The sequence below is a fragment of the Pseudomaricurvus albidus genome, from assembly GCF_018863235.1.
In the GTDB taxonomy this organism is placed as follows: domain Bacteria; phylum Pseudomonadota; class Gammaproteobacteria; order Pseudomonadales; family Cellvibrionaceae; genus Pseudomaricurvus; species Pseudomaricurvus albidus.
Map to the genome: position 1 here is coordinate 299,782 of NZ_JAHKRS010000002.1, position 23,578 is coordinate 323,359.

At 48.5% G+C, this 23,578-nt stretch carries 21 protein-coding genes; 15 read left to right on the plus strand and 6 right to left on the minus strand.

Translation table 11 applies throughout. From position 1 onward, the window contains the following. Nucleotides 1-45: 45 nt before the first annotated feature. Nucleotides 46-1,056: a class 1 fructose-bisphosphatase gene (gene fbp / locus KOI40_RS04730; RefSeq protein ID WP_216096309.1), complete on the minus strand. Its 1,011-nt coding sequence runs from the start codon at nt 1,054-1,056 to the stop codon at nt 46-48. Between the two features lie 234 nt (nt 1,057-1,290). Continuing rightward, nucleotides 1,291-2,400, minus strand: coding sequence for an AraC family transcriptional regulator (locus KOI40_RS04735; RefSeq protein ID WP_216096310.1), 1,110 nt, complete (start codon nt 2,398-2,400; stop codon nt 1,291-1,293). A 427-nt stretch (nt 2,401-2,827) separates the two neighbouring features. Here KOI40_RS04735 and KOI40_RS18830 point away from each other — a divergent pair, with 427 nt between their 5' ends. From KOI40_RS18830 to KOI40_RS04765, 6 genes are all read left to right on the plus strand, one after another. Then, on the plus strand, nt 2,828-3,781 hold the full coding sequence (locus KOI40_RS18830; RefSeq protein WP_216096311.1) for a lipase secretion chaperone: 954 nt from the start codon (nt 2,828-2,830) through the stop codon (nt 3,779-3,781). A gap of 5 nt (nt 3,782-3,786) precedes the next feature. After that, nucleotides 3,787-4,506: a lipase secretion chaperone gene (locus KOI40_RS04745; RefSeq protein WP_216096312.1), complete on the plus strand. Its 720-nt coding sequence runs from the start codon at nt 3,787-3,789 to the stop codon at nt 4,504-4,506. 82 nt (nt 4,507-4,588) lie between these two features. Continuing rightward, nucleotides 4,589-6,109 carry an apolipoprotein N-acyltransferase gene (lnt, locus tag KOI40_RS04750; protein ID WP_369413155.1) on the plus strand — a complete coding sequence of 507 codons (1,521 nt, stop codon included), beginning with the start codon at nt 4,589-4,591 and terminating at the stop codon, nt 6,107-6,109. Nucleotides 6,110-6,371: 262 nt separating this feature from the next. Then, nucleotides 6,372-7,040 (plus strand): SGNH/GDSL hydrolase family protein, encoded by a 669-nt coding sequence (locus tag KOI40_RS04755; RefSeq protein WP_216096314.1) that lies wholly within the window; start codon nt 6,372-6,374, stop codon nt 7,038-7,040. Nucleotides 7,041-7,301: 261 nt separating this feature from the next. Continuing rightward, nucleotides 7,302-8,003: a formylglycine-generating enzyme family protein gene (locus KOI40_RS04760; RefSeq protein ID WP_233710060.1), complete on the plus strand. Its 702-nt coding sequence runs from the start codon at nt 7,302-7,304 to the stop codon at nt 8,001-8,003. A gap of 437 nt (nt 8,004-8,440) precedes the next feature. Then, the gene (locus KOI40_RS04765; RefSeq protein WP_216096316.1) at nt 8,441-10,282 is read left to right on the plus strand and encodes a sensor domain-containing diguanylate cyclase; all 1,842 of its coding nucleotides are present in this window, start codon (nt 8,441-8,443) and stop codon (nt 10,280-10,282) included. Between the two features lie 127 nt (nt 10,283-10,409). Here the strand turns inward: KOI40_RS04765 and KOI40_RS04770 are convergent, their stop codons facing one another. Further along, entirely contained in the window at nt 10,410-11,324 is a 915-nt protein-coding gene (locus tag KOI40_RS04770) for an alpha/beta hydrolase family protein (RefSeq protein WP_216096317.1), read from the minus strand. 567 nt (nt 11,325-11,891) lie between these two features. Between KOI40_RS04770 and KOI40_RS04775 the strand changes: the two genes are divergently transcribed. Then, entirely contained in the window at nt 11,892-12,839 is a 948-nt protein-coding gene (locus KOI40_RS04775) for a DegV family protein (protein WP_216096318.1), read from the plus strand. 191 nt (nt 12,840-13,030) lie between these two features. Here the strand turns inward: KOI40_RS04775 and KOI40_RS04780 are convergent, their stop codons facing one another. Next, entirely contained in the window at nt 13,031-13,258 is a 228-nt protein-coding gene (locus KOI40_RS04780; RefSeq protein WP_216096319.1) for a DUF2061 domain-containing protein, read from the minus strand. Between the two features lie 192 nt (nt 13,259-13,450). Continuing rightward, entirely contained in the window at nt 13,451-14,359 is a 909-nt protein-coding gene (gene oxyR / locus KOI40_RS04785; protein ID WP_216096320.1) for a DNA-binding transcriptional regulator OxyR, read from the minus strand. Nucleotides 14,360-14,896: 537 nt separating this feature from the next. Here oxyR and KOI40_RS04790 point away from each other — a divergent pair. Together KOI40_RS04790 and KOI40_RS04795 are read left to right on the plus strand one after the other, a co-directional pair. Further along, nucleotides 14,897-16,453, plus strand: a complete 1,557-nt coding sequence (locus KOI40_RS04790) for a carboxylesterase/lipase family protein (RefSeq protein ID WP_216096321.1) — start codon at nt 14,897-14,899, stop codon at nt 16,451-16,453. A gap of 132 nt (nt 16,454-16,585) precedes the next feature. Further along, the gene (locus tag KOI40_RS04795) at nt 16,586-17,110 is read left to right on the plus strand and encodes a DUF4334 domain-containing protein (RefSeq protein WP_216096322.1); all 525 of its coding nucleotides are present in this window, start codon (nt 16,586-16,588) and stop codon (nt 17,108-17,110) included. Nucleotides 17,111-17,130: 20 nt separating this feature from the next. Here the strand turns inward: KOI40_RS04795 and KOI40_RS04800 are convergent, their stop codons facing one another. After that, nucleotides 17,131-17,694, minus strand: coding sequence for a MarR family winged helix-turn-helix transcriptional regulator (locus tag KOI40_RS04800; protein WP_304504173.1), 564 nt, complete (start codon nt 17,692-17,694; stop codon nt 17,131-17,133). A gap of 453 nt (nt 17,695-18,147) precedes the next feature. Between KOI40_RS04800 and ectA the strand changes: the two genes are divergently transcribed. From ectA to KOI40_RS04830, 6 genes are all read left to right on the plus strand, one after another. Then, entirely contained in the window at nt 18,148-18,675 is a 528-nt protein-coding gene (gene ectA / locus KOI40_RS04805) for a diaminobutyrate acetyltransferase (RefSeq protein WP_369413150.1), read from the plus strand. A gap of 106 nt (nt 18,676-18,781) precedes the next feature. Then, a complete protein-coding gene (ectB, locus tag KOI40_RS04810; protein ID WP_216096323.1) occupies nt 18,782-20,089 on the plus strand; it encodes a diaminobutyrate--2-oxoglutarate transaminase in 1,308 nt (435 codons plus the stop codon). A 116-nt stretch (nt 20,090-20,205) separates the two neighbouring features. After that, nucleotides 20,206-20,610, plus strand: a complete 405-nt coding sequence (locus KOI40_RS04815; protein ID WP_216096324.1) for an ectoine synthase — start codon at nt 20,206-20,208, stop codon at nt 20,608-20,610. 171 nt (nt 20,611-20,781) lie between these two features. Continuing rightward, on the plus strand, nt 20,782-21,111 hold the full coding sequence (locus KOI40_RS04820) for a TraR/DksA C4-type zinc finger protein (RefSeq protein ID WP_216096325.1): 330 nt from the start codon (nt 20,782-20,784) through the stop codon (nt 21,109-21,111). An 89-nt stretch (nt 21,112-21,200) separates the two neighbouring features. After that, a complete protein-coding gene (locus tag KOI40_RS04825) occupies nt 21,201-22,637 on the plus strand; it encodes an aspartate kinase (RefSeq protein ID WP_216096326.1) in 1,437 nt (478 codons plus the stop codon). Next, nucleotides 22,622-23,578: a TPR end-of-group domain-containing protein gene (locus KOI40_RS04830; RefSeq protein WP_216096327.1), complete on the plus strand. Its 957-nt coding sequence runs from the start codon at nt 22,622-22,624 to the stop codon at nt 23,576-23,578. The genes KOI40_RS04825 and KOI40_RS04830 overlap by 16 nt, the downstream gene beginning before the upstream one ends.

The window sequence follows — 23,578 nt, forward strand, 5'->3', positions numbered from 1 at the left end:
CACCTAAACCGGTGCACCTTGCCGGAGAGTTGGTGGTTGAGGAGATTACTGTTCTGCTGCCAAAAACTCTTCTACTTTCTCCACCATATTCTTTGATCCGACAAAAAACGGCGTGCGCTGGTGCAGTTCTTCCGGGGTGATGTCCATGATGGCTTCACCAGGGTTGCAGACTGCCTTGCCGCCCGCCTGTTCTGCCAGAAAGGCAATGGGGTTGCACTCATACAGCAAGCGCAATTTGCCGCTGGGGTAGTTGCGAGCGGTGGGGTAGAGGTAGATCCCGCCCTTGATCAGGTTGCGGTGAAAGTCGGAAACCAGTGAGCCGATGTAGCGCGATGTGTAGGGGCGCTGGGTCGTCTCGTCCTCTTCCTGGCAATACTTGATGTACTTTTTGACGCCTGTCGGGAAGTGTATGTAGTTCCCTTCGTTGACGGAGTAGATCTTGCCGTCTTCGGGCATCTTCATGTTCGGGTGGGACAGGCAGAACACGCCCAGGCTTGGATCCAGTGTGAAGCCATTGACTCCATTGCCTGTGGTATAGACCAGCATGGTGGAGGAGCCGTAGATCACGTAACCGGCGGCCACTTGTTTATGGCCCGGTTGAAGAAAATCGGCGGCCGTTACCGGCTCACCCACCGGGGAAACTCGACGGTAGATTGAGAAGATGGTGCCGACGGAGACGTTAACGTCGATATTGGACGAGCCATCCAGGGGATCCATCAGCACCACATACTCACCTTCCTGGCTGTTCCCCTCCTCAAAATTGACGTATTTATCCTCTTCCTCTGAGGCAATGCCACAAACGACCCCGCGGGCAGCGAGAGCGGTCTTGAACTTCTCGTTGGCGTAGACGTCCAGCTTCTGTTGCTCTTCACCCTGTACGTTTTCTGAGCCAACCGCGCCGGTGATATCGACCAGGCCTGCCTTGTTGATTTCGCGATGCAGCACCTTGGAAGCCAGGCGAATAGAAGAAAAAATGGCGGTGAGGGCGCCGGTAGCATGTGGATGCTCGGCCTGGCAGTCGATAATAAATTCACCGAGGGTCTTGGTCATTTCCATAGGGGGCTCATTCTGTTCAATAATAGAGTAACTACAAATGCCACTGGGGCTTCTCAATGGCTACTAGTGTCCCGTTTGAGTGCGGTTTGTCAACGCTTAATCCGGCAATCCGGAAATCTGTCCGCGTTTGTTCTCGCAGAGAAGGGGAATAGTCGCCCCTGTGACCGCCCCTTGCCTTTCAGCAGAAAGCCCATTGGCCAGTGGTCCGAGGGAGGGAGAGTCGCCGTTGAGTGATCAGGCGGGAAGGGCTCCAGAGCTGACGGGAGAGGTCGAAAAATTGTAATTGGGCGGGGCTGAGCCTGAGGTGTCATCGCGGAGCGCGCCAGCGGTCTTCCCGCTCCAGTTTTTGACCGCGCGCCTGAGGCTGGAGGCGCTGGAAAAGCCCATTAACTCGGCGACTTCATCGACGCTGAGTGACGATGAGCGCAAATGTAAAGCTGTGAGCTCCATTCGCACCTGGTGCATGATCTGTCTGAAGTTGCTGTTTTCGTTGGCCAGTTTACGGGTTAAAGCCCTCGGGCTGATCGCCAGCTGTTCTGCGATTTGCTCCAATGTGACCTGCTCGTTGTAGTGATAGCTGATATGCCAGCGGACTTTTGAGGTCATACTGGTTTCCAGGTGGGAGGCTTTGAGTTCGTCTTCACATTGATCAATGACCCGCTTAAAGATCGCTGCTCGCATTTCCCGCCAGGGTTCAATCAGGAACTGATAGTGGCAGGACACCGCGGTTTGTTTGGCACCAAAAACGACTTTATTGCAGGGCAAAGTCTCATAGAGGTAGAAGTACGCTGGTTTTGGGTATGCCAGTAAGGCGTTCACTTCATTGTTGGCTACCTGCTTGTTGCCACACTGGTCATAGAGCCTCAGGGTGATTGCCAGGCGGTATTCGGTTTCGAACAGATCCAGTTCGGGATCGTGGTGTTTCGGAGCCAGAATTCGCAGCGGATTAACCATAATCCCATCTTTGTCCACATAGATGCCGGGTTGGCCGGCCAGCATGTTGTAGTGGGGTTGGGCAATCGGCAAAAAGCGGCGCATGGCTGCGCCGGCGTTTTTCAGGCTGGGGCTGCAGGATACAATAGAGCCAACCGAACCGTGGTATCCCCAATCCATATTCATGCCAGCCAGCAGGCCGAGCCCTGGCGTATTGCAAAGTTTTATGCCGTTTTTAAGAAGCTGAGTTTGCTGGTTGTATGATATTTTATCGCCACGGCGGGTAAAAAAGTTGCGATTAATACCGGTCTCTTTCAGCAGCAGATCTGTGTCGGCACCCAGCCGGGTGAACACCTCAATAAACCCCATTGGATGCAGCTCAAAGGGAATGACTTTTGAGTGTACGTCCATTGTTCTACCGTATTATCTTAGTTGAGTGTGCTGGTCTGATTCGAAGAGTGGTTGACGGTTAGCGTGCTTTATCTCACTTGATGTCGAACTCTGACCATTAAAATGGCTAATCTTCAGGTTGGCATGTAGTAACAAATTATGTTGGTGGCAGCATATTTATTATTGTTGGTCGTAGGGCCTCTGTCGAACCGTTGCAAGATGGCATCAACAGTTCTGTGCTGCAATGGTGTTAATGATAGGCTTTGGCCTGTCTGACAGACAAGCGCATTTCATACAATATTATGAGCTATTGAGTGCTAGGCGTTGCGGTAAGCAGCACGTGTTTTTACATTGATGGCTTGAAGGTGTCAGGGTGGGGATGACTAGTAGGGTGGCTACCCGTATGTGCGATATCCCGCAAAGAGAAAGTTAACTGATTGGTGCTCCAGTGAAAAATAAAAAAACGATTGCTGTAGTTCTCGGGTGTGTAGCTGTAGTTGCGGCCGCTTTTGCCGGTGCTGTTTTATTGGCTGAAATGCAGACGGTGACTGTAGATGCATCTTCAGTAGTAGTCGCTGACCCTAAAGCTCGCGAAGTTCGTTATCAAATTGTTAACCAAAATACAGGAAAAAATATATCGACATCCTCGCAGTCTGGAGACGATGCAGATGCCGGAACACATGCCGGATCCGAAGTGCTTTCAGGTCAGTCTGCATCTGGTTTGGCGATGTTCGATGCAGAGGGAATCTTTGAAGCAACCCAGAAAGTTCGGGTCGATGACAGTGGCAATGTCATCCTGGATCATGAGGCAATGCTGGCTTTGAATGAGGCTCTGGGGCAGCAGGGGTTGGAGCTGGATACACTGTCGCTGGCGCAACTCAAAGACCTGATTCAGGTGGCCATGCCGGGTAAAGCGGGAAGTCAGGTGGCGCTGGTGGTTGGAAACTACTACGAATACCTGAAAGCCAAAGAAGAATTTGAAAATCTGCATCAGGATAATCATTTGAATCAAGATTATGAGCAGCGACAAGCCAGTATTCAGGCGCTGCGGGAATCCTACCTGGGCGCTGAAGTGTCTGAAAAGCTGTTTGCCCAATCCGATGCCGAGAGCGAGTTTATGCGGGCCAGCTTTGAATTGGCTTCCAATAAAGAATTGACTGCTGAAGAGCGTCAAACAAAGAAGGCCACTATTCAAAATAGATACGTTAATAGTGTCGTTGAGGCTAATGGCTGGCAAGACAGGTATAAACAGTTCGTCGCTGAAAAAAATAAGTTGCTGGAAGAGAGCGGCGGAGACAATCTTTCCGAAGATCAGAAAGAAAAAGTAATCACGTTATGGTCATCTTATTTTTCAGAAGGCGAACGTGAAAAAATGGAAGCGCTTCAGGTTCCGGTTCTGTAAAGAGTATGAAATATCTGGTCGCTCCAGCCATTATGGTTCTTCTGTTGCTGCTTGGTTCCTTGTGGGAGGGGTCTGACTTGCACTCATCGGTGAATCTTGCTCAGGCGGATGATAGTGAGTTTTACGTAAATCCCTATTATGACGGTGTTGTGGTTGATGATCTGGATCCTGCAGCAACCCAAACTCACTTTAACGGCATCAGCAAATCGCTCAGTGATCTTGATTTTCCTCAGAGGAATAAAGAAAAGATAAGCGCAGAAGTGGTTTCGCTTTCCTCGGAAGAATTGCTCAACTTGTTGAATGCCACGGTGAGGCCACTGGTGCAACAGAACGTTCCTCCGGAAAGCATTGAAAGAATCCGTTATCTGTTAGGAAAAAGCCTGCCCGATCAGAGAGGGGTTGAACTCGCCAATGCTCTTCCTGGTTATTTATGTTACAGCCGTGAAAAAGATGCTCTGGAAAAGCGTTTTGACAATCAGAAAAACAATCTGTTTTCTCAGCGACAAAATTACAAACAGCAGATCTCCGTGCGGGAGAAATGTATGGGGAAGGCCGTCAGCGATGACTTGTTTAAAGAATCTGACCGGCTTACCTGGTATCTGTTTGACCGCTGGGAAATCATGTCTGATGACACCTTGACCGAGGGGCAAAAGAAAGGAAAGCTCAATGAGCTGATGAATCAGTTCAGTCAAACCTCTAGGCAGGAGCCCGATAGTGACTACTAAAGTTGTCGAGACGCTGCGGGAGACAAATATTGTCCGCAAGTCATTGTCCACCGAGGGTTGGCTGACGACAATTGCGGGATCAGTGTTGACGGGACTTTTGTTGGCGCTGCCATATAATTATCCTTCTCTGTATCTGCTCACCTGGTTTGCCTTTGTACCATTGCTTTGGGTTGTAAGATCTGCCTCTCCCGCCAAAGCTTATGGGCTGGGGTTGTGTGCCGGTTTGGTGATGTACCTGACCGCAGCTTTCTGGATTATTGATTTTATAGCGTTGTATAAGGGGCTTGAAGGCGGCAGTCTGGCTTTGGGGGCGGTGATTTTTTGGTTGTATTGTGCGCAGCTTCCAGCCTGTTTAATGATGCTTTATCGATGGATATGTCAGAGTTCCGGTTTGTCGGAGTTTTGGGTTTTTCCTGTCCTTTGTGCGGTTGCTTACAGCTATTTCCCGATGCTCTTTACCGTTCAGCTTGGCGAGAGCCAAAGCCAGTTTTTGGTGGCAATACAGGCAATCGAGTTTTTTGGTGTTGCCAGCCTGGATTTTTTAATTGCGCTGGTGAACGTGACGTTTTTTTTAGCCATTCGAGAGGTTGCTGGCCATCATAAAGGCGCAACCCTATTCAGGGAGTGTCAGGTCGGTGTTTGTGTGTTGCTGACGGTTTGGTTGGGATATGGTTGTTACGCTCTCGATGCCTGGGGTCGGGAAGTGGCCAGTTGGCCGGTAAAAAGAATTGGGATTGTTCAGCCGAATGAGACTCCGTCCGAAACGCTACCACCACCAACTCCTGGGTACAGCAGGGCATACCCTCCTGAAATGGCATTAACGGAAAAACTGATACAAAAAAATGTGGATGTCATTGTCTGGCCAGAGACCCGATATAAAGGGTTTTTTACCTATCCACACGTGCGCAATGCACTGGAGAATCAGGTGGCCAGTTCGGGTGTTCCTCTGATCTTCCAGGATACAGAAGAAATTAAAGAGGGTTTGCAACGTGAAATGTACAATACCGCTGTCTTTTTGAATGACAAGGGAAGCTTGCAAGAACGTTACCGAAAAATAAAGCGAGTACCTTTTGGTGAATATATCCCGCTACTGAATTATCTGCCACAAGCAAAGCAGTGGTTTTATCAAAATGCATCAGGTTTCTTTGTGGATTTTTCCCCGGGTGAGGGGCCGGCTTATTTTCAAGTGGGGGAGGTAAACCTGATTCCGTTAATCTGCTACGAAGTGATGTTCTCTCAGTTCACTGCTCGTGCTGTTGCAGAGCGACCTGGTCAGGTGATTGTTGCCATGTCCAATAACGGCTGGTTTGGAAGCAGCCTGCAACCGTATCAGCATATGAACTCATCAGTACTGCGGAGCGTGGAAAATCGTTTGCCAATGGTGCATGTCACTAATAACGGTCCTTCGGGTTTTGTTCTTCCCAGTGGGGAGACGGTTGTGCAAACCGCTTATCATAAAAAAATGGCCGCAGTGTTAAATGTCCCTTACTCCCCGGGTGATTCAGGCAGTTTTTTTAGTCAGCATCCATACCTTTTTATTAATGTAATGTTTACGGCATTGTTCGGATTGATTTTGTTATCCCTGTGGCGTCGGTTGGGCTAAGTTTTTTGAAAGAATAAGCTATTGCTGATGGCGAAATACCGGTTCGTACAAGCCTGTCAAGATTTTTCCTTATTGTGATATGACTTCCCTCTATTTCTTTTATCAGGAATTTAGTGTCATACACCATCTGATGTTACCTCCTTACACTCCGTAGTCGGAAAGTGCTTCTGTTAAAGCGCAGGATAGGTTCTTTCTTTTCTCCGGTGATCTGTATCACTTGGATGATGTGACTAAAATTAAGAAGACATAAATGGAGTAAAAAATGCAGATCGAAATTTTTAAAAAGCTCGCGCTTCTGGCCGCAGCTACCTGTTTTTCCTTCAGTGTTTCGGCCGGTTCTCTGTCTGGCGGATCCGACACGGATAAAATGATTATTGGGGACTCTATCTTTGCACTGTCCGGAGATATTCATGCGTATCTGGAAGAGGATCTGAATGAAGATATTGATACCCATGCGCGCAGTGGTTGTCAGATGAATGGTGGGAATATCATTTGTAGCAGCCGTTATAATGTACCTAATCAGTACGATGATGCCAGCAAGCGTGGCATTAATACCGTCATTATGAATGGTGGTGGTAACGATTTTCTCCTAGGTGACGGTGGTGATTGCACAACTCAGGCGTGTATTCAGGAAGTTTTGTTCGCCATTGAAGAGACAATCTCCGGCCTGGTGGCCGATATGCGTAATGACGGCATTAATGAAATCATTTTCCTGGGTTACTACTATGTGGAAGATGAGACCAACAGTGCAATCAATAAACTGTCGATGGATTATAAAGCGGCCAACTATCCGGCGATGGGTGTTAAATTTGTTGATTCACGAGATGCCTTCCTTGGTAATGAGCGCGTTTACATTACCAGTGATGGTATTCATCCAACCGCAGCGGGATCCCGTGTTCTGGCTACCCTGATCAAAAATGCTCTGGACTGATATCCATTAGCTGTAGTTGTTATTTGGAAGCAGCATCGTCAGATGCTGCTTTTTTTATGAGTAAAAATTGAAAGCGAGAAGAGGTAGAAAGTCATGAGGTTGTGGCGCTGGGTCGTTCTTTGGTTAACAGCAGGTGTGGTTTTGTCTTCTTGTGTGGCAGAGCCGTCTTCCATGCCGGAAGTTTCGAACGCATCCAGTCATGGCGCGGAGACAAAAGAGCCCTTGGTGTCGGGGGCAAAAGTTGTTACAAATTCTTTGGGAATGACGTTTGTCAGGATAGCTCCAGGTTCTTTTGTGCAAGGAGCCTCGAGTGAGGATCCGGACTTCGACGTTGATGAAGCCCAACGACCGGTAACAATCAGCAAGGCGTTCTATCTACAGGCGACGGAAGTCACGCAAGGTCAGTGGATGGCATTGATGCAAGAAAATCCTTCAGCTTTCTCCCTGTGTGGAGAAAACTGCCCGGTAGAACGGGTGAGTTATGAAATGATCCAGGCCTATATCAACAAGTTAAATCAATTAGATGCTAACGCCCGTTATCGTTTGCCAACCGAAGCCGAGTGGGAGTATGCCGCCAGAGCGGGATCTCAAACACCATTCAGTACAGGAGAGTGTCTGACGGGCAAGCACGCGAATGTGAATGGTTTAGTGGTTCGTGATGGCTGTAGAAGCTTTTCTCGGAGCCAGGGGCCTGTACCTGTGGCCAGTTATCCTCCCAATGAGTGGGGACTATACGATATGCATGGCAATGTTTGGGAGCTCTGTGAAGATTGGTACGCGCCATATCGGCCTCATGCCGTGGTTGACCCCAAAGGAGCCTCAGAGGCGGAATACCGGGTTTTAAGGGGGGGGAGTTGGCGTTTTTATCCTTCTTTCGCCCGGTCGGCTAACCGCTTGAAAGCGTTTAAAAATATTGGTGGATTTCGCCTGGTTCGAGAGAGTTCTGCTGTTCAAGAGTATTGAAATTTTGTTTCCAATCAAATGCGCCGAATGATTGAAAGTGAGGTGGTTGGCTTTAGCCGCCTGCCCAGTGAATTGCTGGTCTGCCACTGGATGACTGATTCGTTATAAAACCCGTTCACTCTTGGTCAGGGGTTAAACATATAGACATTTGATGGCGTGACCCCTATTCTTTCGCTGGGGGATTTTTGTTGTTTTTCGTGCCAAACCCCTTTGCAAAAGGGCTGTCATATCAGGGTTTACCCTCGGTCCTGAGTAGTTGTGCCAGAAAGCTGGCTCGGCCTGTGCATTAAAACAAAATAATAATACTGACCGTCAAAATTCTGTTGCAGTGTTGTGTCTGAATATAGAGGCGTTACATGGTGCTTGTGCGGCGAAGGATAGTTGCCTTTCTGTTGGCCTGTTTAGTGGGAGTGGTTGCCTCTGTGGCAGGTGGTGCAGTGCCTGTTATTCAAGATGTGATCCTGACTGACGAGCTGAAGTCTGTTCAGGTGGTTCGGGAATTACGTTATCGGGTGGTTGATCAGGGGGCGTTACCTGACGCGTTGCGGGATCCTTCTACAGTCGGTGGTTGGGAGCCCTATACGGGAAAAGTAAGCAGTGCCGTCAAAAATGATAAGTCCTTGTGGTTTGGATTTCGTATCCTGCCAGCAGAAATGGATGATGAGCGTTGGCTTTTATCCGTTCAGTTGGCGACGTTGAATTACGTCAAAATTTATACCTACAACACGGTTACCGGTGAGTGGTGGGATAGCCGTCCTGTGGGTCTGTCATATCCAATCAACCAGCGTTACAAGCCCAGCCGTCATTTGGCATTCCCTCTGAATCTTGTCCAAGGACAGCCGTTACACGTGTTTATGGAAGTCCGATCACCGAATATGGTGGCGGTACCCATGCAGCTGATAAAGGAAAATCGCTTTGATATCGTAGGCGATGTAGATTTGTTGGCTATTGGTGTCGTTCTGGGCACCTTGGTTGTTATGTCGCTCTATAACTTGAGCCTGTTTATCTCTCTTCGAGATACGTCTTATCTCTATTATACCGCTTATATCTGCTTCGCGTCCTTGTACTTGGCAGCGATGACGGGGATTGGACCTTATTATTTGTGGCCAGGTTATCAGTGGCTTACAGATTATGGCCTGCTGACATTCGCCAGCCTGTCCTTTCTTATGGCAACGTTATTTGTACGCAAGTTCCTGGAGTTGCATCGTTATGGGGAGCTTATTCTTCACAGCAATACCCTGTTGCTGATGATCTGGTTGGTATTTGCCGTGACTTTCAGTCTTTCTCACAGCCGGCCGATGTTTCATGGACTGGGTGTTATGTCCATCGTGACTTGCTTTGTTGGTCTCGGTGTCTCGCTTTATCTCGCGCTAAAAAGAAGTATACCGGCCCTTATTTTCAGTGTGGCCTGGCTTGCACTGATTGTTGGAACGCTGGTTTTTTCCTTGATGTTGGAAGGGGTTCTGCCATTTAACTATTTTACGGCTTATTCACAAATCTTTGGCATGGTGATTGAGTTGATTTTGTTGTCGTTCGCGTTAGCTTATCGTGTCCAACAGGATCGCCATAAAAAAGAATTGGCGCAGGAGGAGGCCTTAAGCCTGGCTGTTCGTGTCAGTCAGGAGCGTAGTCAAAGGCTTGAGGCACAGAAAGAAACACTGGAATTACAAATGGGATTAACGGAAAAGCTTGAGACTCAAGTGATGCTTCGAACCCGTCAGTACGAAGAGGCTATGGAAAAGCTTGAGGAAGCCAACAGCAGTTTGTTGCGCTTGTCGATGACAGATTCATTGAGCAAGCTCAGTAATCGTCGCTGCTTTGATAATATGGTTGTGGAAGAGAGTCGTCGTGCCTGTCGAAACCAGCAGCCATTAGCCATTGTGTTGGTCGATATAGACTTTTTCAAAGCGGTCAATGATACCTATGGTCATGGAGTTGGTGATGGCTGTATACGTCATGTGGCCGAATTACTGGGAAGTGTGGTAAGCCGTGCAGGTGATTTGTTAGCTCGTTATGGCGGTGAAGAGTTTGTTTATCTGCTGCCGGCTACTTCTGCTGAGCAGGCAGCTATTGTTGCAGAGAAAAGCCGGAAATTGGTCGAAACAACACCTTTTTTGACTGAAAATGGAGAGTTGTCGCTGACCATCAGTTTGGGCGTGGCGTCCTGGATCCCTGAGTCTGAAAGTGATTATACCCTGATGATTGAGCAGGCTGATAAAGCACTGTACCAAGCCAAATCCCGTGGTCGCAATCAGGTTGTTGTAAATACGGAATTTTAGATTTAAGAATTGGACTTACCTCTGCTATCCCAAAAAAGTGATCAACAGATGTAAAAACGGCAGCCAGTGGCTGCCGTTTTTGTGTGTAATGCTCTACCAAAGCGATAAAGCAACTACATACAGTTTATTAGTAGTTGCAGTTCTCACGATAGTCGGAGATGTTGTAGTCAGCCTCATGATTCGGGCCGCACAGGAACTGATCGTACCGGTAGTCGAAATCGATGAAACGCTTCATCCAGGCAACACCGTATTTACCCAGAATGTCTTCATCAGGTTTGTCAGAGTTTGCGCAGAAATGGTCACCGTTGTTGATTTCCAGGAAAGCTTTTGGCGTGCTGTTAGGCACGTCGTTGTAGAAAGGTGATGCATGAAGACTAACTGCAGCTACGGCATCAAGCTCGCAAGCCAGGATCAGAGTGGGTGTACGAATGGTATCAAAGTCATTTGAACCGCTGTAATAAGGGGCTTGCGGAATGATGGCGTTCAGATTGCGATCGGTCGCCAGTTTCAAGGAACCGCCGCCTCCCATGGACCAACCGATTACGCCCAGACGAGAGCTGTCGACCATACCGCTGATCGGGCTGCTGCTTGAGTTGCTCTGATCAATAACATAATCCAGAGCGGCACTTAACTGATCTGCACGGCTGTCGGGCTGATCGTAGATGGTGTTGGTGTCGATGGTAATGACAACAAAACCATGTGAGGCCAAACGTGGTCCCCACCATTCGATGCTGCTCTCATAAGATACGTAACCGGGGATGACCGCAATGGCGCCCATTTGTCCTGATGCGTTGGTCGGGTAGTGGATGGTTCCGCCACCAAAGCCACTGACAAATGAAGATACGTTGCGGGTGTCAACGTTGTATGGGCCACGGTCTGCTTCCAAAGAACTGACAGTAGGGTTTGGTCCGCGGGTACAATTGGTGCAGGGGTCTGAAGGTCCTGGAGTGGTTGAGCCACCACCGGTAGATGAGAATGCACTGGCTGATAGCACAATAGCGCTTACGCCTGTAAGCAATGCTTGTAGAAGTGATTTTTTCATAGAGTTTTCATCCGAGTTTGAGCTGTGCAATACATCGTTCGATTAGCATTTCTGTTAATCGAGACTTGCACTGACTAAATTATTGTTATGTAAAGTGACTCGATAAACCTGCTTTACAGGTATTGGGTTTTTCGAGTGCTTCGCACATTTCATTTGAATGCGCAAGTGGAAGTTAGCAAGGGGTTTCTGGCCTGACAATATTTCGGAGTGACTGTTTCATACAATTTAATTTGGAGGGTTTATATCAGTGACAAAGTCTTTGAGAGGTGTGAACTGTTTTTGTTTTTAGCCAAATGTTTCTCTTTATGTTCTTAGGAGTTTTGGGGGAATTCAGAGTGGTGAGTTTTGTACCGGATGATTTTTACGTTCTTTGGGTGGGAAAGTGAATGAACAGGCCGATGAAGATATTCAGGGGGTTGTCTATTAAGGTTGTATTTTTTGACCCGTTTTTAGTGAAGTGTCGTGACACCATCTTCTAAATTGCCAGTAGAATGGATGGCCGGTGTCGCTTTTTTCATGGTTTCACCTTATATACCAAAACAATAATTAAGAAGTGGGGTATACACCTTGTCTACCGTTATTATTACTGATTCGGCGTGTGAGCTTCCTGCGTCGGTTGAAAACTCAAAGTCGGTTAAGTTGTTGCCTATTAACATGATTATGGGCGATGACACATTTGAAGATACGTTGGTTGCCAATGATGTTCTTGGAATGTTGGAACGGGGTGAAATTACAGAGAAAAAATACGGTACTTCAGAGGCGGCGACCAAAGAACAGATTATCGAATTTCTCAAGTCAGAAATCATTCCGCATTACGATTATGCGATCGTTCAAACAGTATCTTCACAATACAGTAATCAATGTGAGCTGTGGCAAGAGGTAAAGAGTAGTTTCGGGCCAAATATCAGAGACTATCGACAACCCGATCGACCAGCTTTTTCATTAACGATTATTGATTCCGGAACAGCGTATTGTGGACAAGGGTTGTTTGCCCTGGAAGCTATCCGTCTGGCACGCAAGGCGAAAACCAAGCGTGAGTTTATTGCTCAGATGAGAGAGTTTACCGGCTATGTACAATCCTACTCTGCGCCACCGGATGTTCAGTTTCTGCGACAGCGTGCGATTCAGCGTGGAGACAATACTGTGAATTTCATTAATGGTTTGATCGGGAAGTGGTTGAAGATTTCCCCGGTCATTTTCGGAATGAGAGGTGAGATGGGATTGAGTTCACAGGCTCGAGGTCACGATAATGCCATCAATATTATTCTCCAGCACGCCATTGACGCAATCAGAAAAGGATTGAAATCACCTTTTATTAATATCTCTTACGGTGGTCCTCTCAGTGATTTGGATAAGTTGGCACTGTTTGGCGAGTTAAAAGATGTTGCATTGCAATACGATGTTAAGGTGTTTACGTCGGTTGCGAGATTGCCATCATTGATCAACCTCGGGGCAAAGACTTTTTCCTTGTCGCTTGCCAGTAATGATCCGGAGTTTTTAATTAAAAGTAATTGATTGTTACGTTTTCCAGGAGCGATTATAAAAGCTGAAGTGAGAAGGTGGTCATGTCTGTCAGGAGCTGTTTTATATGAGTTCCCTTGTGCATGGATGCCGGTTTTGGGGTGCAGCTTGCTCTTCAATCAACAGACCACCGGTGCGCCCTGAATCCGGCGCACCTAAGGGAGAGCAAGGGGCTGGCAATGGCATCAGGCAAGCACGGCGTCAGAAACATCCTGCCGCCGGACTTGTTGGGCTTGAGCTTTTTTGGCCTTGATAGAATCCCAGACTTTTTCGTGGAAGAAGTAGCCCACGCTGTTTACCAAAGGTTCCACCAGGGCAATGGCTCCACCGATGACCAGGCTACCGGTTAACAGATAGGCCACGGTCAACGCGATGGCGAAGTGCATAAGGGTAAAGGTAATTGACTTGGTCATGTCCGTATCCTGTTTATGTCTCAAGTTGCAATTAATAATAATTCGTATTTGCGGCGTGAAATAATCGATACTTCCTATGGGCTCGATAGGCAGGGCTGTATAGCGAAGGAAAAGAAGATGACCGGGAGGAAGGGGAAGACTCCTGGGTGATTTAATCGGCGTCCAGTCAGCTGGCTGGGCTTCCGGTGGGCATCAGGAGACGGTTTCCCGCAGGCTGGACAGGGACGAGCGCAGATCACTGACCACTGCGCGCACGGCTTCCATGCGTGAATAGTTCGGTCGAATTACCAGGCTGATCTTTCGGGTCGGTGGGGGATCGGCAAAAGGGAGGTAATGCAAATTGTTGCCCGGTTGCTGGTTTAGCGTGGCCAGTTTGGGGAGCAGGGTAATGCCCAGACCGCTGGCTACCATATAGCGCAGGGTTTCCAGGCTGGTCGCTTGAAAGCGATTGTCCTCATGGGCGCCTGCAGTGAAACAATACCCCAGTGCCTGATCACGCAGGCAGTGGCCGTCCTCCAGTGTCAGGATCTGTTCTCCTTTGAGGTCTTCCAGGGTGACGGTGTTCCGCTCAGAAAATGGATGGTTGGCGGGTACAGCTAACATCAGTTCCTCATCAAACAGATCGTAACGATCAAAGCTGTCCATCTCTTCCAGATAGGGGAGTATCAGCAGGTCCAGTTTGCCGCCGTTAAGCTCCTGCAGCAGATTTTGGGTTTTATTTTCATGCAGGTAAAAATGAATGTTGGGGAGTGCGCGATTCAGGCCCGGCATGATGTGTGGCAGCAGGTAGGGCGCGAGTGTCGGAATCATTCCGACGTGAAGATCACCTGCCAGTGGATCCAGAAGAGATTTCGCGGTTGATTCGAATTCCTCCGCGGCCTGTAACACCTTGTGGGCCTTGCCGATCAGAGTCTCGCCGGCGGGAGTCAGCATCACACTGCGGCGATGGCGCTCAACTAACTGCAGGGACAGCTGGTCTTCCAGTTTCATTATCTGGCCGCTCAGTGTGGGTTGGCTGACAAAGCATGCTTCGGCGGCCTTGCCGAAGTGTTTGTGCTCATCAATGGCGACTAAGTATTCCAGATCACGTAGTTTTATCATGATTTCATATTGTCTATGGGTCAGGGGACTACTTTAGCGTTTAACTTGCCAAGCCCCTAATAAGATCTGCTTATGGTCGGAATAGGGACTTTAAATGGCAGTTTTAAAGTCGCATGTGAGGTCTTTTCAGTGAGAGCCAGGGTGGGATGGAATTAATTGGATGGTTCAGGGGGAATAAAGAGTATTTGCAGTCGCCGCGCTGTCTGTCTTGGATAAATATAGCAATCTGGCTTTTCTTTGAAGGCAATATTTTCCAAGTTAACTTGTATTTATTTGCCCTGATTTCATAAAGTATTTCTGCTTTTTTTTCACAAAGGAACTCACGTTTATTGAGCCCGTTTCCATCGGGTATCGTTTTGTACAAGTCTTCTTTTGGCTAATGGTAAATTGCCGAATTCATAATTTAAATCTGCCAAACTGCTGTCGCTGTTTAATTTATGCGATGGTGCCGGTTGCGTTTGTTCGTGCCTGGGCCTGTGTATGTATGACATACCAAGGATAAGGATTATGAAAGTTCCAAAAACAAATGTGTGCTCAATGATAAAGGTTTTGGCCGGTTCTCTGGTGTTGGCCGCAAGTGTCGGGAGTCTGCAGGCTAACGCTTTTTATCATGGATCTGATAATAAAAATACAATGACAGGTGTTGAAACCGATTACGGCACCAAGTATCTGGGGATTCCATACGCAGAGCCTCCGGTAGGCGAGTTGCGTTGGAAGGCTCCGCAACAGCTCGATTTTCCCGACAACTTTGAGGCGACCACGGCTGGCTCGAGTTGTCCCCAGACGCCTTCGGTGTTTGGCATACCCAGTGTTTCAGAAGATTGCCTTTATCTGAATGTTTATAAGCCTAAAAGTGCCGGAAGCTTTTGGGGCAAGATTAAAAAGCCGGTTATGGTTTGGATTCATGGTGGTGCCTTTACCTATGGTGAGGGGCATACCTATGATCCGGAAAAACTGGTAGAAGAAGGTGTGGTCGTTGTGACGGTGAATTACCGTCTTGGTGCTCTTGGTTTTATGGCTCATCCTGCACTGACAGCTGAAGGGCAAGGTTCTTCCGGTAACTATGGTTTGATGGATCAGCAGGCTGCGTTGCAATGGGTGCAGGATAATATTGAGCGTTTTGGCGGTGATCCGGATCGAGTAACGATTTTTGGTGAGTCGGCCGGCGGTTTGAGTGTTCACTCGCAAATTGCGTCACCCAAGGCCGCAGGCTTGTTTAATGGTGCCATTATTCAGAGCGGAGCCTATGCGTTGGCTCAGCCGACACTGCAGCAGTGGGAGTATCTGGGTGCGGGCCTGGCGGCAGCCATGGGGTGTCCCGATCAGTCGCTGTCATGCTTGCGCAGTTTGAGTGTTGAGCAAATTCTGGCAAATCAGGATCCAGGTCCTGTTGGCTGGTTACCTGTGGTCGACGGTGATGTGCTGCCACAAACTGTACAAGCCGCTCTGCAAAAGGGTGAGTTCAATAAAGTGCCGGTTATCGAAGGTACTACTCGTGATGAGTACAGCCTGTTCACGGCGTTGTCGTTCGATTTGGTTGGTAACCCGGTAACGGCAGACAACTATTACACTGCAATCGCGCAAGCAGGTATTCCTGTCGATGCGGTGCCTGCGGTCGCTTCCTTTTATCCGCTGTCTGCTTACGGCTCACCAGGAGAGGCTGTGACGGCTTTGGGCACGGATTTCCTGTTCGCCTGTAATTCCCTGTCGTCGATTAAATTGTTGTCCCAGCATGTCCCTACTTATGGGTATGAGTTTGACGATCCTAATGCGCCTCAGACTACGTTGCCGCCTGTCAGTTTTTCATACGGCGCTTATCACAGTTCGGAGATCCAATACCTGTTGGGTACGAACGGACAGCCACAGGGTATTTACCTGAATGATGAGCAGAAGCAGCTCTCGGATGCGATGGTTCGCTACTGGACCAGTTTTGCCAAGTATCGCACCCCGAACTTGTCAGGTGCACCTATCTGGATTCGTTATGGCAATAACTATGAGCTGATGAAATCTCTGAAGCCAACCGGCCCGGAAACAATCAACAACTTTGCCCAGACGCATCAGTGCGATTTGTGGTCTGCCGTGTTGGGCTATTGATTCCGGCTTGAGACAATCAGTCTGATTAATCACCCGTCCGGAAGTGTTCAGGTGCTTTGATGATCCGCTGTCAGGTACATTGCAGCGGGTCTGGTGAGCGCCAGCGCTTCTGGCCATTACAAAAATAATAAAATGAACGAATTATCTTCCGGGACCGAAGCTGAATTGCTGGGTTTTGTCGAGAAAGGTCTGCTTTGTTCCTCTGAAAAACTGTGTCTGTTGTTCGGTCAGTGCGAGCCCGCCAGTTGCGATTATATGTTGGGGCTTTGGCAGGTTGGACACTTTGACGATGTTTGTCAGGTTGGAGCCGGATGGTCCGGCAAGCGAATCACGTCTCCTGACGATGTGGATCCGGTGCTCTATCGCAAGATTGATGGCTCTTATTTCTCATGGGATATTTGGGGCAGTGCCCGTATGCGCGATATGCAGGTCGCAGGGAAGGTGCAGGCCTGTCTGTTGTACAGATATCAGCCCTGGATTGAAGCTTTCCGCCGGGTGAGTGACGATATTGCCATGGGGTTGTTGTGGCGAAATTCCATGAGTGTATCCAGCTTCTTCTGGATGAGGCGTGTATCGGATGAGGGTTCGGCTTGTGAATCGACAGCCGTCCCTGGCTGTCGCACCTCGGTCAAACTGTCGGTGGTCACATCGGGTTAGTGACCACCGTGGGTTGGTGGTTACTTCTTGTCTTGAAATGGGGCTAGCTTGTCGATTGAGGTGTCGTGGCGATCAAGTAGCCCTACATCCAAAACCGGAGATGCATCGATATGTTGTGCATCCATCATCTGAGCGACACGCTGCAGTGACGAAATAATCATGGTTTGCTCCCACTCCTGCAGGTCGCCAAACTGGCGTGCAAAATGGTCTTGCAGGGGAATAGGCGCTTCGCTCAAGGTGCTGTGGGCCTCGTCTGTGAGGTAAGCATGTACTTTTCGCTTGTCCTCTTTCGAGCGTTCACGGAACACCAGGCCGCGCTTCTCCAGCCGGTCAAGAATGGTGGTTACGGTCGCCTGGCTCAGGCTCATCTTGTTGGCAACTTCACCAATGGTGATCTCACCTTCATCGCGAATAGTCTGCAATAGCAGAATTTGCGGGGCGGTCAGTCCCGTGGTTTTTGCCAGGTGCTTTGAGTGCAGATCAGTTGCACGAATTACGCGCCGCAGGGCAATCAGAACCTCTTCAATGCTGTTCAAGAACTTTTCTCTACTCGAATAATGCTTATTAAGCGGCAAATTATACATCTGGGCATCAATGTCGCCGACCATTTTATTCATCGTTTGCTGCCCTCCTGATGTTAATCGGTGAATTCTTCAAAATAATTGTCTCCTGGTTGTGTCGAGCACTGCCTGGAGGCTCGTGTAGCAATGGGTTGTGTGTCATCCCCGTTGTCTGCAGTTTTATCCGTTACGCATGCTGTGATTCGCTGGCAGACAGCCAGTTTGGCCATATGTGACCCCCGGTATCAATTCTCACTTTTGTATGCATGCTGTACTGCAGAATTTTGCCCGGTTGGACATTTACAATATTTAGTGTACTATATTTAGGCCTCTAAGCAATATATTTCGCATAAATGCTTTATTTGGCATTTAAACCGGTATTTTCGGCAAATCGATTACCGGTTTTGTCATATAAAGACGGTAATATTCTTAGGGTTGAAAATATTTGACATGTAATTGATTCATTGAGGTGAATACGTGAGTAACAGTGGCTCGACAAAAAGCGGTAACCCCAGGGCGGACGATATCGTCTTGAGGGCACCTGTTCCTGAGGATGGCATGAAGGTTCATCAACTGGTCGCTGCCTGCCCTCCACTGGATCCCAATTCGGTCTATTGCAACCTGTTGCAGTGCAGTCATTTTTCCAGCACCTCGGTTGCGGCCACTCTCGATGGTGAGTTGGTGGGTTTTATCAGCGGGTACTGTCTGCCGGAACGCCCCGATACGGTTTTTGTCTGGCAGGTTGCTGTCGGTGAGGCCGCCCGAGGCTGTGGTCTTGCGACCAAAATGATCAGGTTCATTCTGTCGCAGCCAGCGTGTGAGACGGTGTCTTATTTGGAGACCACCATTACCGAAGACAATAACGCTTCTTGGGCTTTGTTTACCGGAGCGGCCAGGAAATTGGATGCGGACATCAATTCATCGGTGTTTTTTGACAAGAATACCCATTTTCAGGGTGAGCACGACTCTGAAATGCTGGTTCGGATTGGCCCCTTTTCAGTGTGATGCTGACGTAAGGGCGCTGGACGGACACAGCGAGTAACAGTTTAGAAAGACGAAATTGAACAGTTAATACATTACTTGAAATTAAAACTACTCGGAGAAACTGGTTATGAAAATTTTTGAAGAGATCGAGTCGGAAGTACAGTCTTATGCACGTTCGTTCCCACGTGTATTTAATCGTGCAAAAGGTGAGTTTTTGTACGATGACGATGGCAATGAATATCTGGATTTCCTGGCTGGCGCCGGTACCCTTAACTATGGGCACAACCATCCGGTGTTTAAGAAATTGCTGCAGGAATACATCGAGAACGATGGCATTACTCACGGTCTGGATATGCACACCAAGGCAAAGGGTGAATTTCTGGAAGCATTTAATGAAAAGATCCTGAAGCCACGTGGTCTTGATTATGTGATGCAGTTTACTGGTCCTACCGGTACTAATGCGGTTGAAGCAGCTTTCAAGCTGGCCCGTAACGTGACTGGTCGCGAAAACATCATTACGTTTACCAACGGATTCCACGGTGTAAGTCTTGGTGCTCTGGCGGCGACCGGTAACTCTCACCACCGCGGTGCAGCGGGTACCAGCCTGCACGGCACCAGCCGTCTACCGTTTGATGGTTACCTGGGGGATGATGTAGACACTACCTTCTATCTGGACAAGGTGCTGTCAGATTCCAGTAGTGGTATCGATAAGCCGGCAGCGGTTATTGTAGAAACAGTGCAGGGTGAAGGTGGTATTAACGTCGCAAGCTTTGAGTGGTTGCGCAACCTGGATTCTGTCTGTAAGAAACACAATGTTCTTTTGATTGTGGATGATATTCAGGCCGGTTGTGGTCGTACCGGAACTTACTTCAGTTTTGAAGAGGCGGGTATCAAGCCAGATATCGTGACCCTGTCCAAGTCTCTGGGTGGATATGGATTGCCGTTTGCGGTTGTGCTTTTCCGTCCGGAAATTGACCAGTGGAAGCCAGGTGAGCATAACGGTACTTTCCGTGGTAACAACTTTGCGTTTGTTACGGCCAAGGCAGCCATTGATCACTTCTGGTCTGATGACAGTTTCTCGAAAGAGATCAAGCGCAAGGGTGATTATGTTTCCGAGCGCCTTGACGCCATCGTAGATAAGTACGGTGAAGGAAACTTTACCACTCGTGGTCGTGGTATGTTCCGTGGCATTAACTGTATTGATGGTGATCTGGCTGCAAAAATCACCCGCAAATGCTTCCAGAATGGTTTGATTATCGAAACCAGTGGTGCAGACGATCAGGTTGTTAAGTTTTTGTGTCCTTTGATTATCAGCGATGAAAACCTGAAAAAAGGTATCGATATCGTTGAGCAGGCAATTCGTGAGGTTTGTGCGAAAGAAGATTCCATGCCAGAAGAAAACGATTACTTCGATGATGTGCGTCTCGCGGTATAAATTGTAATTGGCAGGACTTTATCTTGCACAACAGCTGGGCAGAACATGTTGAATAAAACGTCTGGCCAGCTGTCTGGCACACTGTATTAATATTCAATGGTTGGAGGCATTAACCAATGATCGTAAGAACTTTACAAGAAGCAGAAAAAACCAATCGTAAAATCGTCTCTCCTGACGGCAACTGGGATAGCACCCGTATGTTGCTGAAGGATGACAATATGGGCTTCTCTTTTCATATTACAACGATTTATGAAGGTGCAGACTTCCAGATGCATTATCAGAATCACCTGGAGTCTGTGTACTGCATGTCCGGTGAAGGTGAGGTCGAAACTCTGGCCGATGGCGTCAAGTACCCAATTAAACCGGGCACTTTGTATATTCTCGATAAGCACGACAAACATGTACTGCGCGCCACCAAAGAAATGAAAATGGCCTGTGTTTTCAATCCGCCATTGAATGGCAAGGAAGTACATAACGCTGAAGGCGCCTATGAGCTGGATGCGGAAACCATTTCCGAGTAAGTGAGGCTTTCAGGGATCATTGTTTCAGTTGTAAAAGCTAAAGCAATGATGTCAACGGGAAGTGCTTTGGGCGTGTTTTCACGCCCTACATGTATTTGAAACACTCTTTACTTCATGTCATCAGGTCTGTATCAGACTGTCGTGAAGTGTAAGAGAAGGATCTGTCGATTTATGGATGCTCTGGATTTTGGACAGCTGGAGTCGCGTATTAAAGACCGTATGCGGCAATTGGAAGGCGAGCTTGCAGAGAGCAAAAGTTTATCAAGTAAAAAGCTGGAACAGGATGATGATCCTGCAGCGGATTTGGATTTGACCATCAGCTCATCGGTTGATGAAAAGGTATTGGCTGAACATAAGGCCGAGCTGAAAAGACTGTCTCGCAACCTGTTGTGGTTGGAGAGTGAAGAGGCAGGATTATGTCGCTTTTGCGACTGTGAAATTCCAATGAAACGATTGTTGGCGGTTCCCGATACACAGGTATGTATCAACTGTGCAGACTGATTAGCGGTCTGATCACAGATTTTAATTTGTTAACTGCTGCTGATCTGTGTGATGCAGCGGCAGGAAAAACCATTTTAAGGAACAACACTATGCACACGATTGAGAAAATTGGCGGTACATCCATGAGCGACTATGAGTCGGTTAGGGATAACATCATTTTCAAAGGCGCCCACAATGGCGACCTGTATCAACGGGTGTTTGTCGTTTCGGCGTACGGTGGTATCACCGATAAGCTTCTGGAACATAAAAAGAACGGCCGCCCGGGTATTTATGGTTTGTTTGCCAACAGCATGGAAGACAAAACCTGGTTGCACGCGGTTGCCGAGTTGAAAAAAGAACTGCACGAAATCAATGAAGGTTTGTTTGGCGACACCGAGCTGCTGAAAGAAGCCAATAACTTTATTGACGAGCGTATTAATGATGCACAGACCTGTCTGGTTGATTTGCACAGTCTGTGTATGCACGGTCATTTCGCACTGGACGCCCACCTGGCAACAGTTCGTGAAATGCTGGCCAGTATTGGTGAGGCTCACAGTGCCTGGAATACAGCGACTTTACTGCAGCGTGATGGCGTCAACGCCCGTTTTTTGGATTTGACCGGTTGGAATACCGACAAGCACGTTTCGCTGGATGAGCGTATTCGTCTGGCATTTGAAGACCTTGATCTGTCGAAGGTGCTGCCTATTGTGACTGGCTATGCGCACAGCCAGGATGGTCTGATGTCCTCTTTTGATCGAGGTTACAGTGAAATGACCTTCAGTCGTCTGGCGGTGATTACTCAGGCGCGTGAGGCGATTATTCACAAAGAATTCCATTTGAGCAGTGCTGACCCCCGTTTGGTGGGCGAAGACAACGCTGTGCCGATTGGCCGCACCAACTATGATGTGGCGGATCAGCTGGCCAATCTGGGTATGGAGGCCATTCACCCGAAAGCCGCGAAAGGGCTTCGCCAGAACAATATTGCTCTGCGGGTGAAGAATACCTTTGAGCCGGAGCATGCCGGTACCTTGATTACTGGTGACTATGTAAGCGATACTCCCTGTGTTGAGATTATTGCGGGCTGTAAGGGCGTTTACGCGCTTGAAATCTTCGATCAGGACATGGCCGGTAACATTCATGATTACGATCATGAAGTGTTGGCAACCATTAAGCGTTTTAAGGCACATATTGTGTCAAAAGACATTAATGCCAACACCATTACCCACTTCCTGTCGACTAACCTCAAGACAGTAAAGCGTATTCGCGCTGCACTGGAAGAGCGTTACCCGGACGCCGAATTTAATCAGCAAAAGGTGGCTATCGTATCGGCTATTGGTAGCGATATGCAGATTCCGGGTATTTTGGCGAAGACCGTACAGGCCGTTGCCAGCCGCGATGTGAGTGTACTGGCAGTTCACCAGTCCATGCGTCAGGTGGATATGCAGTTTATCGTGAAGGAGTCCGACTACGATCAGGCCGTGAAGAGCTTACACGAGTCTCTGGTAGAGATTCACGACCACGGAAGAGCTATATGCCTCGCCTCCTGACAGGTGTCTTTATTATTGTGCTGGCACTGTCCAGCACCGCGTATTCGGAAACTTCAGGCGGCGAAGCTGCCAATCAAGATCAAATCACTGGGCCGGCGGATGCGGCCCAGTCTTCTGTAGAACAGACTCAAGCAGCTGTTGCGAAAGCGGTAGACGAACTTGAAGAACCGCTTTATAGCCCCTTTATCGAGCGGTATGTTCTGGATGAAATGAAGCAGCTGCGTATTGATATGGCGGCTCAGAAAAACGAATTGCTGCAGCAGATCGTCGATCGTGAGCACAAGTCCATCGACCGCGGTGTAACCTACGCCACGGATACCATTACCTACTTCTTTTACCTGATTGCTGCGGCGAGTTCCGTGTTGGTGATTGTCGGCTGGACGTCCATCCGCGACATCAAAGAGCGTGTACACTCGTTTGCCAATGAAGAAATCTCCAAGCTGGTGGAAGAGTACGAGAAGCGACTGGAACGCATTGAGAAACAGCTCAAGCAGAAGACTCGCCATATTGAAGAAAACCGCGAGGCGCTGGAGCGTACAGAAGAGGTGCAAACCCTGTGGCTTCGGGCCCAGCAGGATCAGACTCCTTCTCATCAGATTCCCATCTATGATCAGATTCTGAAATTGCGCCCGGATAACTGCGAGGCCATGACTTACAAGGCGGATGCAGTGCTTGAGCTGGGTGAACCCCAGTGGGCTGTAAACCTGTGTCATCAGGCGCTGGCGATAGATCCGGAAAACAGCCACGCGTTCTATCAGCTGGCGTGTGCTCATACCACCCTGCATCAGTACGATGAAGCGGTGCGCTTTTTATCCAAGGCGCTGGATCTGACCGAGACCTATCAGGACCAGCTGGAAACAGACCCGGCTTTACAGCCTCTGAAAGAGTTCGAACCGTTCAAAACCCTGGTGAACGGCATGGAACCGCCGACTGCCAGCTAA

Excerpts from the sequence above, each read along its gene's own strand:
- fbp (WP_216096309.1), bottom strand. The coding sequence starts at position 1,056 with ATGGAAATGACCAAGACCCTCGGTGAATTTATTATCGACTGCCAGGCC.
- KOI40_RS04735 (WP_216096310.1), bottom strand. The coding sequence starts at position 2,400 with ATGGACGTACACTCAAAAGTCATTCCCTTTGAGCTGCATCCAATGGGG.
- KOI40_RS04745 (WP_216096312.1), top strand. The coding sequence starts at position 3,787 with ATGAAATATCTGGTCGCTCCAGCCATTATGGTTCTTCTGTTGCTGCTT.
- KOI40_RS04755 (WP_216096314.1), top strand. The coding sequence starts at position 6,372 with ATGCAGATCGAAATTTTTAAAAAGCTCGCGCTTCTGGCCGCAGCTACC.
- KOI40_RS04760 (WP_233710060.1), top strand. The coding sequence starts at position 7,302 with ATGACGTTTGTCAGGATAGCTCCAGGTTCTTTTGTGCAAGGAGCCTCG.
- KOI40_RS04770 (WP_216096317.1), bottom strand. The coding sequence starts at position 11,324 with ATGAAAAAATCACTTCTACAAGCATTGCTTACAGGCGTAAGCGCTATT.
- KOI40_RS04780 (WP_216096319.1), bottom strand. The coding sequence starts at position 13,258 with ATGACCAAGTCAATTACCTTTACCCTTATGCACTTCGCCATCGCGTTG.
- oxyR (WP_216096320.1), bottom strand. The coding sequence starts at position 14,359 with ATGATAAAACTACGTGATCTGGAATACTTAGTCGCCATTGATGAGCAC.
- KOI40_RS04790 (WP_216096321.1), top strand. The coding sequence starts at position 14,897 with ATGATAAAGGTTTTGGCCGGTTCTCTGGTGTTGGCCGCAAGTGTCGGG.
- KOI40_RS04795 (WP_216096322.1), top strand. The coding sequence starts at position 16,586 with ATGAACGAATTATCTTCCGGGACCGAAGCTGAATTGCTGGGTTTTGTC.
- KOI40_RS04800 (WP_304504173.1), bottom strand. The coding sequence starts at position 17,694 with ATGTATAATTTGCCGCTTAATAAGCATTATTCGAGTAGAGAAAAGTTC.
- ectB (WP_216096323.1), top strand. The coding sequence starts at position 18,782 with ATGAAAATTTTTGAAGAGATCGAGTCGGAAGTACAGTCTTATGCACGT.
- KOI40_RS04815 (WP_216096324.1), top strand. The coding sequence starts at position 20,206 with ATGATCGTAAGAACTTTACAAGAAGCAGAAAAAACCAATCGTAAAATC.
- KOI40_RS04820 (WP_216096325.1), top strand. The coding sequence starts at position 20,782 with ATGGATGCTCTGGATTTTGGACAGCTGGAGTCGCGTATTAAAGACCGT.
- KOI40_RS04825 (WP_216096326.1), top strand. The coding sequence starts at position 21,201 with ATGCACACGATTGAGAAAATTGGCGGTACATCCATGAGCGACTATGAG.
- KOI40_RS04830 (WP_216096327.1), top strand. The coding sequence starts at position 22,622 with ATGCCTCGCCTCCTGACAGGTGTCTTTATTATTGTGCTGGCACTGTCC.